We start from the raw sequence: 14,192 nt of genomic DNA, 5'->3' as shown, positions 1-14,192 counted from the left end.
CCTCCTATATAATTAATTCAGTTTTGCCAGTCATTCTAGTCCTTTTATTAATAGCATTTATAGCTATTCTAGCAAATTCGCTTTCTCCAATTTTGATTATTAAATCTCCACTCTGCCCAGAAAGTGTTTTTAAAATCTGCTTAAGTATATCAATTATTTCCCTGTTACCTGTTCCAGTATTATTAGAATCTATTTGCGCTGAAATTTGGCCTGCCAGGTTATTTATCCATCCTGTATTATTTTCTAATGGCATTACAGCTTCTTGACCTCTTTCACCTACCATTGCAAGAGTTGGTTGGTTTATAACTCCACCACGAGCTAAGTAAGGTATTTTAGGAATATCAATTCCAGAGCCTCCTAAGCCAGGCACCCAACCTGGAACCTTTATTTTATTTAAACCTCCAATAGTTCCATTTATCAATCCTATAATCCCATTCAATGGCGCTTTCATAACTGCACCAAATGTATTTACAATTCCACTAAATACGTTTTTCACACCATTCCAAGCTTTACTCCAATTACCTGTAAATACGCCTGATACAAAGTCTATTATGCCACTAAATATTTGTTTTACAGAGTTAAATATATTTCGAACATTTGCGAGATAGGCATTAAGAATATTACCAAGAAAACCAAATTTATTTGACCAATCAGTAGTAAATACTGAGCCTAGCCAATTGCTAAATGTAGCAAATATATTTTGTATTCCTATCCATACTTCACTAGCCTTTGCCTTTATTATATCCCAGTTCTTATACAACAGAAGTCCTATTGCTATTAAAGCACCTATAGCTAAAATGGTGAGTGTTATAGGACTAGTTAAGAATGCAATGGCTGCCCCAAAAGCCATAGTTACACCTGTAGCTATTGTAGCTATAATATTCCAAGCACCTACAGCAATAGTATGAGCTGTCTGTGCCACTATTGATGCTCCGGTTGCAGCACTTAAAAGCCATTGTGCCACAGTTGCGCTTCCTGTAACGCCCTCGAATAACCCTAATGCACCACTTACACCAATTGCTCTAATAGCTTGGATAGCTAATACAGCATTTTGAGCTTCTTGGGCTATTGTCATTGCTATAGTAGCTGCTTTCCATGCAATCATTAAACCTAAAATAGTTTGTATTACTGGAAATCCAGTACCGCTTAAGAAATTCACAAATCCCGTAACCATATTAACAACAGGATTTAATCCACTAGCTGCACCAGGCAATATGTGAATAAACCAATTCAATATTGGTAATATAAATCCATCATATATTCTTAAACCTAGTTTAATTATTGATAATACCAGTATTCCTATATTTTCTAAAAACTGTTGTACTGGTGGAGTAGCGAGCATTTTAAAGAAATTGCTTATAGTTACCTTAGATCCTTCTATTGCTTTATTAAATTCTGCAGTAACACTAGGTCCAACTGCTGCCCATGCTTTCTTGAAAGGCTGAAATATACTACTTAATACCTTCTTGAAACCATCTGCCCATTTACTTGTAGTTGCTTCAATAGGTGCTATGTTTGTCATAGGGGTTATTGGAGTTATTACTCCACTTCCAGGTGTTCCTGAACCTTTTTCATTGCTACCGCCTAATTTATTTATTTCATCAAACCCTGCCAATCCACCAGATGCTTTTTTAGCGGCATTGCCTGCAGCTGTTGCAGCATTACCAACACCAGTTAAACTTGTAGCTGTTTTCTTAGCCTGTTTTTCAGTTTGAGTTAAAGCCCCAACTTGTGATTGCATAGCCTTAGCAGCATTAAAACTTTGTTGATATGTCTTGCCAAAAATATTACCTATAAAGCTTGCAATATAAGCAGTTGCAGTTGCTAAAGCACTCATAAGGGTATTAATAGCTGGAAGAATAGCTTGGTATATTGGCATAAAGGCAGTATATAGATTGCTTTTTATTAAGTTTAAGCTATTTGAAAATTGTTCATTTACCTTTAAAGAATTAAGCAAATTAGTTCCAATAGCAGTAATGCCCTTAATAATCATAGGAAATATAATTCCCCATCTAACCATAGTTCCAAAGAACATACTCATTGAGTTATGTGAGTTACTGAAGCTATTGCCTGTATTTTTAGCTGAATTACCTAGTCCTTTTAAACTACCACTTGTTTTGGTTGCAGAATTTGCAGTCTGCTTCAATTTATTATCTACTGCGTTTACTCCGGATGTAGCATCTTTTGCCATATTGCCTAATACTGCAAACTGTGCATCTAGGTCCGCAAGCTTAAATCCAGCATTATCTGATGTAGCTATAAGTTTGTTTATTGCAGACTCTGTTTTAAGAATTTCTTCCTGTAGCTTATTCTTTCTTGCGCCATCAAAGGCCATAGCATATGATTCTTTTAACCCAGCAAGCTTTTCCCTCTGTTGTTCTATCTTACTATTTGTAATATCTAAGCTTTGTGACAGGTTATCTATTTGAGACTTCAATATCTCTAAATTAATTCCAGTATTTATTTTAGGTATTTTAGGAACTGGTATAGATGGCATTGGGGGTCCTCTGGGTATAGTCGGATTTATAAATCCTTCAGTATTTGGAACTGATGTATTTGTTGGATTAGGGAAACTTACAGGTATTTTTATTTTCTTACTCATAGCTGCTACGCCTTCAAGCATTTTTGCAGCTGCTTTATTAATCTCTGCAATAGCTGCTAGTGCATTTTCTTTGGACATATTTATTACTTCTGAAATTGTATCTCCAGCGTTATTAAATACATTCTCTACGCTAATATTTATTCCACTTAGTGCTTTGTCCATTGCAATCTTAAGTGTATCTGATAAAGAACCTGTTATTTTTTCAAAATTAAAGTTACCTATATTTTGCAATGAGGCTTTAAGTTGCTCTCCAATTTTAGCTGCAGATTCATTAATCTGCTTACTTAAATCACCTTGCAATTCTACGTCTAAACTTATCTTTCCTACACTATCACTCATGTTCTCACCTCACTTTTAAACAAAATAAAAAAGCACTTAGCTTTTAACTAAATGCTTTTGCAAATATTTCTTGTAATTCCTTGACCTTGTCCTGTTTCTCGTTATCTGTCATATTTTCTTCAAGTTCTTTAGCTTGCCTACTTCTCCATTCATTTCTTATCTTGTGTTGCTCAGGAGTGAAGTTTTTAAGCATATTTTCATCTTCTTCGCATCTGATACTAACAATTTGACCAAGTGGAGTTTTAGGCATTATCCCTGCTAATAGAGTGCTAAATTCAGCCCATGACATATCTATTTCATTTCTGAGTCTTATTCCATACTGAGCTGTGAAGGAGGCTTCTATAAGCCCCCAATCTTCAAATAAGTCATACCATTGTTCTCTATTTCCGAAAGCCTTTTTGTTTCTTTACCTCTTTTTCTATTTCTTTTTCTATTTCCTCTAATTCAACCTCACCTATAGCAGCCATAATTGTATTAATAATTACGCCTGTTACAGGTACAGATAATTTAAGAGAGTTAATATAGTCAAGAGCTTCTTTCCCTAGTCCGGCTTCAATTATCATGTCCATTCTTTGGAGATCATCAATAGATTTATCATCAGAAAGTTGCTTAATAAATATGGCCTGATTCTTACTGTTATTAACAGTATAGATGTGATCATTATCTACTTGAATTTGTGGCTTATCATTTGTAAGCCTGTCCATTATATTATAAATTTTACCCATCTATATCATCCTTTCTATTCTACTATAGCTGGTGTGTAGATTGGTTTCCCATCACCTTGAAGGTCAAATTCTAAAGGTGCTACCTTAGTAGAATCGTCACCACCAACATTGGTTACATTAATAACACAGTCAAAAGTTAATTTACCTCCATCTGGAAAGTCTATTTCAGCTTTTGAACTACAATCTAGTCCATCTTTCCAAGCTGTATCTGCTACATAATCATTCCCTGGGTCTCCTACACTTCTTTTCCCTTTTAGAGATATTGAAAAGGCTTTACCTGTCATTAACGACCTTTGCCATCCTGCTGTGGTCATTGATGTCCAATTTTCTACTTTACCATCAATTTTAATACCGAAATTCTCCATATCTGCTATTGGAACAAAGTCAGTTGGTTGTGCACTTGCTGCTCCTTTTATACCAATTTTAAATACTAAATTATATACTGGAAATACTCCTTTAAATGGCATTACACATTACCTACCTTTCATAAATTATATATGTGTTTATCACATATTCGTAAATTCCATTTTCATCTGTGCCTACTCCTATTGGCTCAGATGTTTTCATGTCAAAGTTTACCATCCTATGTCCTGCAATTGTTGCCATTTGTCCAAACATCGCATTATAAACCTCCTGCGCTTTTAATTCTGCTGCAGTATTGTTTTTGCCCCAATGAACCAATATAGAAATAGCCTTAGTGGAATAAGATGTATTTGCTAATCCACCTAAGGCTATATTAGGAGATGGTCCTTGTATGCTGTAAACAGCTATGCATTGTTGTTTACTTGTATCTGCTTTACCTGTATACCAGTTAGGGCAATCTATTTTTGTTTTAAGCCAATCTTTAACCTCTGTTAAGGTCATGTTATCAGCCCCTTACTTAATTGTTTTAAAAATTTCATATATGTTTCTTTAATGAAGTCTTTTTTGTCCCCATCTATATAGCTCTGCATCCATAAGCCTTGTGCATTAATATTCTTATCAGTACGAAAATTATATTCTGGATGGTAATACATTCGTCTGGCATAGGGAGTGTCAAAGACTATTGATGTAATAAAATTATTAAACTGAGATTTATCTACAAAACCACTTCTTTCAAGCTCTCCAGTATTTTTAGGAGTTACTGCAGAAGTTTTAATATCACTAAGTACTGCCTCAGCTGTCATTTCTAAAGCTTGTTTCTGAATTTCCTCAAGCTTTGCTATTTTAGAATTATCTAATTTAATTGTTACTTTTACACTCATGATAAGTTAAGCTCCGTAGAAAATACTGTACCATCTGGATTAAGAGGCCTTTCAGCACTGTATATATTTTTCTTAGTCCCCTTAACTTCAACATAACCTTCTATTAATTTTCCTTGATTAATATCTCCTTCTATGACTGCTTTTCCACTTAAGGTTATAAGCTGCCTTTCAGGGGTCATTATCTGCTTAGATTTGTCTGTATAGATGCATTTGCCCTCATACAGCAGCTTTTCTTCTTCTCCATCTTCGCCTAATGTAGTGTTGTGCACTTTAATATCTATATTAGCTAAAAACTTTGGAAATGGTAATTTTACACCCATAGTTAAAGCCTCCTGCAGGTTAAACCTGTCTGTCCTAAATAATTCAATACTTCTTGGGTTGTAGTAATTCCGTTTATCTTCTGTGCATTAAAACTAACACTAATACTTCCAGCGCTAAATCCAGATAAAGGCATATTGATGTATTCTCCATACTGCTCTACAAAATCAGCGTGGATACATACCGCTTTCTTAACCTTATCCTGCTGAAATGAAGTAAGATTTTCAAAACCAAGGCCAATAATTCTGTTATAAGTAAGGGCATTAATCTGATCTGTAGCTTTCTCCAGCTTACTATCAAGCTTATCTGTTATTAAACCACTAAAGCCATTGTAAAAATCTTCATCTACATAGGACATATAATCACATCCTTATTAAAAGAAAAGAAGGTACAATTAAGCACCTTCTGTAGCCTTCTTTAGATCTTGTTTTAGTTTTTTATTTTCTTTCTCAAGCTTTTCACACTTTTCTTCTAGCTCTTTATATTCTTTATAGTCAACTTTTCTACCAGCACCATATTCTACAACATTTCCTTCATCATCCAAGATGTCATAGCCTTGTGCAGCATAAGAAGCTTTACTAGTTTCATCTACAGAGTAGACTTTATTGCCTTTTACCGCTTCCATTATATCCCTCCTATACTTCTGATTGGGCATTAATAGCTATGCCACAAGCCTTATTTTGAATTAAGAATGTATCTGTGTAAAATCTGTTTTGATATACGTACTTATCTGCAGTTCTTGAGTCAGTACCAGGAGTAAATAGTTTCATGTATGCATATTTATCTCTTGATATAACACAAGAAGGATGTACAAGAATTAGATTTATTTGTTTTGCTGTAGCTGCAGGTATACATCCGTCAGTAAAGTTATATAATGTCTTAAATCTAGCACTAGGAACTTTTACTATAGTAACATCATCTAAAGAATAAACTCTTCTATCAATGCTACCATTGTTGTTATTTACATCAATATTTCTAACTATTCCCTCTGCATTTTTCAACAACTTATTTATAGATGGAGTAACATAAAGTATTCTTCCTTCACTTGGAACACCAGCATCATCCATCTTTTCCATTTGTGTGTCAAACCAATCTAGTATATTGGTAGTAGTAAGAACTGTATTATCTATTACTGCTCCATTAGCAACATAACCCTTTGCTTCAGCATATAACTTAGAATATCTGTAACTATCCTTTTCAGGTATAGCCTGCTCTGTTTCAAAAACATTTTGAACATTAGCCATTTCTATTACTAGATTAGTTTCATCTATGTCCATTGGATCTAGAGCAAATTCTATATCTCTATCATGGGAAAGTTTCTTTGGCTCCCAATCATTACTGATTGTTCCAGTATTAAATCCCATAGTATTTCTATTATGGTCTTTATAACCACTAAGAGTTATTTTAGGTAATTTAATAGTCTGGGCATTCATAAATTTAATACCTGGGTTAGATTGAGTTAACGCATAGGAAGTTAATTCCCTTGAATACTTCTGTTGTAATTCTCTTTCAAATTGTTCAGCATAATCATATACTGGCATTTCACATCTCTCCTTTAATTATTATTAGTATTGTTTCCGAAAATTGAAGCAAGCTGAGTATCTATAGTAGCTCCGCCTCCATTTCCATTGCCACCACCACCCAATTTAAAACCTGGTTTAGGTTGGGTAGTATCTTCTTTGAATAAAAACTTTTTAGTTTCTCCTAGAGTCTTTATTTGTTCATCTAGCCCTGTTACCTTGCCATCATCAGAAAGAATAAGCTTAGACTTATCAAACAGTCCTGCTGCTAAATCTTCATCATGTACCTTACTAGCTATAGCTAGCTTTATAGCATTATTAAGTGTCATGTCTTTTAAATCAGCTTGGTACTTTTGCTCTTTGGCTGTATTATCTGCTTGTAATGTGGCTATCTGTGCTTTAAGAGTTTCATTATCTCCAGCTGATTTTTTAAGGGTTTCAAGCTGTGTTTCATGCTCTTTAGCAGTAGCCTTTAACTGCTTATTAGCCTCATTCACTTCATCAAATCGGCTCTTAGGTATAAATCCTTTTAACTCTTCCTGTGAAGCTTCTGCAGCCTTTGTTGCCTGTTCCTCTGTTAAGCCTAGTGCAATAAATTGATCCTTTGTCATTTAATAATCATCCTTTCATCTTCATTTTTTATCCTGGTCTTGGCCAGTGATGTCTTGTTCTTTTTCGCCTTCAATACCAAAAAGGCTAAAATAAAAAAGCCTTATTTCTAAGACTTTAATTAACTCTTGCTTCATGCCACCATAGATATAAATTAGGTAATCCAAATTCCCATCCACAATTATGTTTATCCCAATAAAAGAACGGTAATCTTATATATACCCTTAAATTTTTAATACTCATTGGTTTATGTGATGCACCTTTATGAATATTAAATCTACAATTTTTTAATCCATAAAACTTACTTAATTTTGGTGCTTTCCAAAATATAAAATGTATTCTTGATTCTTTATATGGCTTAAATAATAATAATGCTTTAGTTACATTAACCCATTTAGATCCGTCGCGATTAGTATTTATTATCATACTCTATCACCTCGCTTTCTAAGATTTCTTTTTATTTCCTAACAAATTTAAAACTATTATGGTTGCACAAATTATTAAGGTTATCTGTACTGCAGTATTCACATTCTCACCTCGCTTTGATGCATATTAAAAGCACCTACTATTTTTACTTAGTAAGTGCTTTTAATAAATGGCCATTATTGTTTTTTCAGGATATTGTTTCTCAGCGGATAATCTTCTTAATTTTGCAATAGCTCTACTATTCCAAAAATCAGGATTATTCTCTGCAGCTTCTATTATTTTTCCCTCTTCTGTTCTTGTGTTATATTCAACAATGCCTTTTTTCCCTTTTTCCTCTGGTTGGTACCAATAACGTACTATACCATTATCAAAAGAGATAAATTCTAGTAGCATCATTATGAACCACCTCTTTCCTCTTTGACAGCTTTAGAATAATTATATTTTCTCTCAGTTATATCATGAGCTACTCTATATTCATAATTATAACGCTTCATTAGTCCAGATTCAAGATATTCATGCCTTAACATTATGATGTCCATAGCTTTTATTTCTTTTCCTTCGATAAGTCTTTGCCAACTTCTGGCCATATCATAATCAGGATCAAATCTTCCTATAAGACCATATCCAAGATTATGTTCTTCAGTAAAAATATGATTTTTAATTAATTGAATCGTTTTTTCACTGAAGCCAGTATTTTTAGCTATCTTACCGACGTCAGTTTTCATATGCCTTACTGACTCGTAATACTGCATTGCATGCTTTTCAGCTTCCTTACTTTCTGGATTTAGTGCACCTGTTATTTTTATAGGTTTATATCCTTTTACTTCTTCTCTAGCATTATTTCTTCTGAGTTGAGAGTTATCTTCTAAATGCTGCTTCAATTTCTTTTGCCATTCCTTGACTTTAGCATCTGCTTTGCTTACATTTTCAGAATCGGTGGAGCCAACAACTATCCTTTTCCACATTCTTATTTGTCTTTCTATATACCTTTGCTTTTGCTCTGCTTCATAGGTCTTAACAGCATCCTTCCCATCTGGTACTGTAGGAAGCTGAGTTATTCCTGGGAAGTATGTTATTAAAGTATGCCTGCAGTTAGGATGAAGAAGTCCTGCTGCTATAGCTTCACTAAGCAGATGATATTTGCTATTCTCTTGTATAAATTCTTTGCTTGGATGGCTAAAAACATCATCAATTAATACTTTTCCCTGCCAAGGTTCACACATTTTACAAGTGTTAGCATGAGCAGACACTACAACTAAATATAAGCCCCATTCATCTCTCTTTTTACCTTCACCCAAGAAAGTAGCTCTTTGGCTTGCTGTTCTTAATGCCATTTCTGCATAAGAAGCAATATTAACCCTTCGACCATTCTTATATACTATGCTGTCTATTCCTTTTTCTAAAAAGTCTTTAGTTGCCATATCAATAGCCTGTTCTAAAGTCTTAGCACCATTTTGCAGATACACATGCGTTTTAAATAATGTTTGCCTATAAATATCATCCATCTTACGCAATACTGAATGCTGTGCTTCTTTAAGATCATGTTCAACGCTCTTTTGCAGTGCTTCTATTTTTTTATCATTTACCCCAAAGAAGTTTTGCTCTGGAGGCGGTGTCTTTGCAGGATTAAAAGGCTTATTTTCTTGATGCTTTGGAGCTTCTAGTTGTGGCTCTTGAGGTTGATTAGGTTTTTCTTCTAGCTTAGGAGTTTCTAAGATGTCAGTAAGTTCTTCTTTAGATCTTTCACTTTTAGGTAATATAACTCCAGCTTCTTCTATCTTCTGTACTAGCTTCTCAGCTCTCTTCTCTCCAGCTTCAAAATTATTATTTAATTCTCTGTCTATTGCCTGCTGAATAGGTTCACTATAAGAATCAACAATAGCCCTATTTCTTTTGCGGAATTCCTCCATAGCTCTAAGTTTACTTAACTGCCATTGTTCCCAAACAAAACCTTCTTTTTCTTGCTCGATTTGGTGAAAACTAAAGGCTCTCTTCATACTTGATATTAGATCTAATTCCATCTGTTGAAAAATTCTAGATATATCATAAGCCTTTTGTCTTTCTATCTCAGCATTATCTTGTATAGATTGTTTATTCACATTTTTTAATATGTCACCTAAAAGCTCAGGATTATTTTTATTATCCTTCTTGTCCATTTCCGCCACCTGTTAAGTCTGCATTATCAACTACCTTTGGATCTTCTGCCTGCAACATTCCATTCTGTTCTTTAATACGTTGAACTTCCTCTGCCTTTTCTTCATCACTTAACGTATCTCCATACATTTCCTCAACGGCTTTTTCTACAGACATTATTCCGTAGGATTTAGCTTTACCTACAGTATCAACTACAGCATCAAAGGAAGGGCTTGCATACTCTCCAAAGGATATAGTTGCTTCATATTCTCCAGGAGCTTTCTCATTTAGTATATCCTGAACCATAAGCACAGTTTGTACTAACTCTGGAATAACCTCGGTCAATGTATCAACTATTTTGCCCCTAGTATAAAGCGTTGTTTTTTCCTTTTCCCTTTGAGCTTCTGCATTGTCTTTCTTTTTAAGGTCAATACCTAAAGTAGAAGGTGATATAATTCCTTGTAGGCACATATCAATAGCATTAGAATAGCTATCTACATATGCTTGATAGTTTATTGCTGCCTGCTGCAGGCTTATCTCATTTTTAGCATCCTCAGCTAAGCTAGAGCCTGTTGCAATATACTTGTTATCAAATGGGTTAGGCTTTATTATTTCCCCTGTTGTTGGATTCTTAGGTAATAGATCCTCAGGAATATACTGTTTAACTCTTCCATCCCTTATTGCATCTATCCACTGACTTATAACTTCATCTAGTGCATCAAAACTGTCTGTCTTATTATCGAAAATAGATTTACCTCTTCCATCAAACTTAGGTGATTGAAAAAACATAAGTGGAATGGCCATAATAAAGCTGCCATCAAAAGTTACATCTTGCAGTCCTGCTGTTTCTTCAAGTGTTGCTAGAGGTACTGGCTTTCCATAACTGTCCTGCAGCTCATTATTTATGTAGCCTTTACCAAAGGTTTCAATAAGTGTATAGTCCTTATTGCTCTTACAGTAACTTGTATAGAAGATAACCTCAAAGAGTCTGCCACGCTTATAGTTATACTCAACTTTTTCACCACTATAGAACTCTATAATTGGATATCTAGTTATATCTGTATCTATGGTTATTTTGAAAGCTCCATCCCCAGCAACTAAAGCTTCTGTAATCGCAGTGTTTATGGTTTCATTAAGTTTATTATCTTGGCTTATTTCTTCCCATTGATTATCTTGCTCCTCGCCATTTAATTCTATGTTGTCTATATCTGCCACAACAATGTCACTTAATCTATCAGCAACCATAGCTGGAAGTCCTGAATGTATTTTCCTTATGTTTAGGTCATGGCTTGGTACAGCAGCCCAAAATCTAGATTTACTAACCAAGTCATAGGCAGATTGTTTGAAGAATTGGTCTAACTCCGAAGGATCTCCCCTATACCATATTCTATTTCTTAGAACATTCCCTTGAAAGGATAATGGCTCCCTAATCGTTATGCTGCTTTCTTGTGCTGGCTGTATATTTAATAACTTTATAGCTGCTTTAGTTAACACGTTCTTTATACCTCCTATAAGCCCCATGTTATTCCTCCTTATAATCTCCAATGAGTTTTCTAAATGGTATCCATGCATATTGACAGCTGTTTATTGTATGATCATTAGCATCTTCTGGCTCGTATTTATCTTCCTTCCATGAATAAGCTTCAAGCTCTCCTATATGGTTTATACATGTATCCACAATATAATAAAATATCTTTCCATTTGTATTTATCCAACCAAGTTGTAAATGGATTCTGTCTATAATTTCAATTTTCTTATAGGCATTTATAAAGTTATATAAGCATGGATTAACTCTTTTGTATTTCTTAAGCTCCATTATGGTTGCCTGGTCTGCACTATCTATAAATGCATCTCTAGCAAAGCCCCATTCCTTTCTATTTTTCTCTAGAAATTTAAAATACTTAGGAGCTATGTCTGAAGGCGCTAATGGTATGCTTAAATCCTTATTGTTATAGACTTCTTCATCAAGCAATACGAGCTCTTTTTTATCTGTTATGCCTAAGAAAGTGAATGCAAATGTATCAGGGCTGTTTTGAGAATAAGCTGTATCTAATCCAGCTGTAAATTGAATAAACTTAAATGTATTAGCTTTCTGCTTTGATATAACATTGTTATTTCTTTCAAAGTTACTGAATATCAATCCTGTTGCTCTACCCCTTAACCCTTGGATTTTATTTTTATAGAGCTTTGTGCCCTTAGGAACATTTAACATAATTTGTTTTATTTTATCTGCAGTTAAGCCTAGATTATCTTTAAAAGAAAAGAACCAATGTACCCAACCGGGTTTTGGTTCTTCCTTAAGCATATCATTTATTTCTTGAGGCGCATCATCCTTATATTCAGGTAATGGTCTTGAGGAGTTTATATATTCTTTATAAATAGGTAAGTTAGGATCATCTGGATTTAGTGTAGCCATTACATAATCAGCACGCATGAAAGATTCTCTTACAAAATCAATATCGGCAGTATTAATTTCATCTATGTAAAGGCATCCGTACTGACCGCCTAATGCCTTTTGCCACTTCTTTTTATCTCCATAACCCATAACATATACAACTTTTTCACCATTGTTTGTATGATAAACAATATGTGGTATTTTTTCATCCTTAGAACCATTACCATTGTACTCAGTGAGTATTCCAAAATCATCTATTATACCAAGGTCCTTATTTATGATATTCTTTTCTGCAGTACCTGTATCTTTAGCAGCTATGATGTGGTACTTCTTTTTACTTTCCGCAACTAATAGCATGAACTTGAATATACCAACAGTAGTCTTTCCTGCTGCAGTTGTACCTTCAAGGAACTCAACTGGAGCTGTATGTTTTAAAAAGGCCTTATACTTTTCTGATAGTAATAATACTTCCTGACTCATAGTTAAGTGCCCCTAATTTGATTTAGTAAGCTATCAAGCTTATTCTTTTCTTCAGTAAGCACTGATACTTCAACTTTATCCTTAAACATTCCTAAATGCTTACCTAGGAGCTCTAGGGCTTTTAATTTATCATTAAGCCTTACTTCTCTTTCTACCATCTCACCATTTTCAGAAGATGACATTTTAACTTTAACAGATTGTATTGCAGCTAGATCTTCTTCCAAAGCATCTTTTCTTACTGTGGCACTATTTAGGTTCATAACATTATCAGGATTAATAAAAGCTAACCTTGCAATCTCTCTTATTACCCTATCCTGATTAATTCCAGTCCTCTTTGAACGTTCAGCCATTTCTTGGTCTAGACACGTGCGAACCTTAACATTTGTTAACAATCTATTTCCTTGCTCGGCTGCAGTCTTAGGGCTATATCCAGCTCTAATTGCTGCCTGTGTGGCATTTAAGTCCAAAAGGTACTCTTCTACAAACATTTCTTGTTTTGGTGTAAGTTTGGCCATTAATGCCACCTCCTTAATTTTATGTATGAAAAAGGAGCCCTGTTAAGAGCTCTTAAATTGTCTACTTTTCGGTACTATTAATTTTACTTAAAGACTTAATATTATTAACTTCGTAGGAATATCTATTCTTAATTGTATTATAGATAAATTTATTAAAGTCATCGGTTTTCCACAATGCTTTCGAAAATAATAATGATGCATACCAACAACTTTGTAGATCATTAAATTGAATTTTTAAATTTTTCATATCTTCAGTAAATTCTTGATACGATATTTTATTGAAACCACATTTCTTCTTTACCCCTATATAAAATAAAACTAGAGCTAAATCTTTATAGTTTACTTCATTTAATCTTTTTCCCGCATCTTCAAAAATATTAATATAACAACTATGACCTTCATTTTCAGTATCAATTTTAGTCATTACCATTTCTTCATTTGTTTCTATGCTTTTAGAATTAATTAATTGGTCAATATTACTTTGTATATTATTAATTCCTGAAAATAATTCTTGACTTGAATAAAGGGTAGCTTCTAGTTTATTAGTGGCATCACCAATGCTTTTTGTTATAACTTCTAATTCATCAGATACATTAACTAATTTATCTTTAGTATTATCTGATTTTGTTTCTCCTATTATTGTCATTAAAATAGCTATAACGGATAAGATTATGGATGATATTGTTGCCGCAAACCCAACTTGTCCAATAAATATATTATTTGAATAACCACGGCTTATAATAACCAAAGATATTAGGCCCAAGCTTATAGCAATAATATACTTAGTATGTAATTTTAATTTTTCATATTTTAAGTTATATACTTTTATATTTTCCTGATTCATAAAATTTCCTCCCCTTCTAATACTATACTTCTATACCAAAAT

Annotated in this window: 18 protein-coding genes; all 18 read right to left on the bottom strand. The window is 33.8% G+C overall.

Annotated elements, in window-relative coordinates; all coding sequences use genetic code 11:
• Positions 1-4 precede the first annotated feature (4 nt).
• The 18 genes from ACJDUG_RS00885 to ACJDUG_RS00800 all read right to left on the bottom strand — a co-directional run bounded on the left by ACJDUG_RS00885 (position 5) and on the right by ACJDUG_RS00800 (position 14,150).
• On the bottom strand, positions 5-2,941 hold the full coding sequence (locus ACJDUG_RS00885; protein WP_406767990.1) for a hypothetical protein: 2,937 nt from the start codon (positions 2,939-2,941) through the stop codon (positions 5-7).
• Between the two features lie 43 nt (positions 2,942-2,984).
• A complete protein-coding gene (locus ACJDUG_RS00880) occupies positions 2,985-3,284 on the bottom strand; it encodes a Gp15 family bacteriophage protein (protein WP_406768675.1) in 300 nt (99 codons plus the stop codon).
• Between the two features lie 37 nt (positions 3,285-3,321).
• Positions 3,322-3,666 carry a hypothetical protein gene (locus tag ACJDUG_RS00875; RefSeq protein ID WP_406767989.1) on the bottom strand — a complete coding sequence of 115 codons (345 nt, stop codon included), beginning with the start codon at positions 3,664-3,666 and terminating at the stop codon, positions 3,322-3,324.
• A 14-nt stretch (positions 3,667-3,680) separates the two neighbouring features.
• Complete coding sequence (locus ACJDUG_RS00870) at positions 3,681-4,133, bottom strand: phage tail tube protein (RefSeq protein WP_406767988.1); 453 nt, start codon at positions 4,131-4,133, stop codon at positions 3,681-3,683.
• 10 nt (positions 4,134-4,143) lie between these two features.
• The gene (locus tag ACJDUG_RS00865; RefSeq protein ID WP_406767987.1) at positions 4,144-4,530 is read right to left on the bottom strand and encodes a phage tail terminator protein; all 387 of its coding nucleotides are present in this window, start codon (positions 4,528-4,530) and stop codon (positions 4,144-4,146) included.
• Complete coding sequence (locus tag ACJDUG_RS00860; RefSeq protein ID WP_406767986.1) at positions 4,527-4,910, bottom strand: hypothetical protein; 384 nt, start codon at positions 4,908-4,910, stop codon at positions 4,527-4,529. The genes ACJDUG_RS00865 and ACJDUG_RS00860 overlap by 4 nt, the downstream gene beginning before the upstream one ends.
• Positions 4,907-5,230 carry a hypothetical protein gene (locus ACJDUG_RS00855; protein WP_406767985.1) on the bottom strand — a complete coding sequence of 108 codons (324 nt, stop codon included), beginning with the start codon at positions 5,228-5,230 and terminating at the stop codon, positions 4,907-4,909. Before ACJDUG_RS00855 ends, ACJDUG_RS00860 begins: the two co-directional genes overlap by 4 nt.
• Positions 5,231-5,232: 2 nt before the next feature.
• Complete coding sequence (locus ACJDUG_RS00850; protein ID WP_406767984.1) at positions 5,233-5,586, bottom strand: head-tail connector protein; 354 nt, start codon at positions 5,584-5,586, stop codon at positions 5,233-5,235.
• A 36-nt stretch (positions 5,587-5,622) separates the two neighbouring features.
• The gene (locus ACJDUG_RS00845; protein ID WP_406767983.1) at positions 5,623-5,853 is read right to left on the bottom strand and encodes a hypothetical protein; all 231 of its coding nucleotides are present in this window, start codon (positions 5,851-5,853) and stop codon (positions 5,623-5,625) included.
• Between the two features lie 10 nt (positions 5,854-5,863).
• Entirely contained in the window at positions 5,864-6,769 is a 906-nt protein-coding gene (locus ACJDUG_RS00840) for a capsid protein (protein WP_406767981.1), read from the bottom strand.
• A 14-nt stretch (positions 6,770-6,783) separates the two neighbouring features.
• Positions 6,784-7,359 (bottom strand): phage scaffolding protein, encoded by a 576-nt coding sequence (locus ACJDUG_RS00835; protein WP_406767980.1) that lies wholly within the window; start codon positions 7,357-7,359, stop codon positions 6,784-6,786.
• Positions 7,360-7,474: 115 nt separating this feature from the next.
• A complete protein-coding gene (locus tag ACJDUG_RS00830) occupies positions 7,475-7,783 on the bottom strand; it encodes a hypothetical protein (protein WP_406767979.1) in 309 nt (102 codons plus the stop codon).
• A gap of 162 nt (positions 7,784-7,945) precedes the next feature.
• Positions 7,946-8,179 (bottom strand): hypothetical protein, encoded by a 234-nt coding sequence (locus ACJDUG_RS00825; protein ID WP_406767978.1) that lies wholly within the window; start codon positions 8,177-8,179, stop codon positions 7,946-7,948.
• Positions 8,179-9,939: a phage minor capsid protein gene (locus ACJDUG_RS00820; protein WP_406767977.1), complete on the bottom strand. Its 1,761-nt coding sequence runs from the start codon at positions 9,937-9,939 to the stop codon at positions 8,179-8,181. The genes ACJDUG_RS00825 and ACJDUG_RS00820 overlap by 1 nt, the downstream gene beginning before the upstream one ends.
• On the bottom strand, positions 9,923-11,437 hold the full coding sequence (locus ACJDUG_RS00815) for a capsid protein (RefSeq protein ID WP_406767976.1): 1,515 nt from the start codon (positions 11,435-11,437) through the stop codon (positions 9,923-9,925). Before ACJDUG_RS00815 ends, ACJDUG_RS00820 begins: the two co-directional genes overlap by 17 nt.
• A 1-nt stretch (position 11,438) precedes the next feature.
• Complete coding sequence (locus tag ACJDUG_RS00810) at positions 11,439-12,791, bottom strand: terminase (protein ID WP_406767975.1); 1,353 nt, start codon at positions 12,789-12,791, stop codon at positions 11,439-11,441.
• 2 nt (positions 12,792-12,793) lie between these two features.
• Positions 12,794-13,306, bottom strand: a complete 513-nt coding sequence (locus tag ACJDUG_RS00805) for a terminase small subunit (protein ID WP_406767974.1) — start codon at positions 13,304-13,306, stop codon at positions 12,794-12,796.
• A 61-nt stretch (positions 13,307-13,367) separates the two neighbouring features.
• Positions 13,368-14,150, bottom strand: coding sequence for a hypothetical protein (locus tag ACJDUG_RS00800; RefSeq protein WP_406767973.1), 783 nt, complete (start codon positions 14,148-14,150; stop codon positions 13,368-13,370).
• Positions 14,151-14,192: the final 42 nt, after the last annotated feature.

The organism is Candidatus Clostridium stratigraminis (assembly GCF_045310675.1).
GTDB lineage: Bacteria > Bacillota > Clostridia > Clostridiales > Clostridiaceae > Clostridium_AT > Clostridium_AT stratigraminis.
Note: the sequence above shows the minus strand (reverse complement) of the source record. Positions and strands in the feature narration are given on the sequence as shown.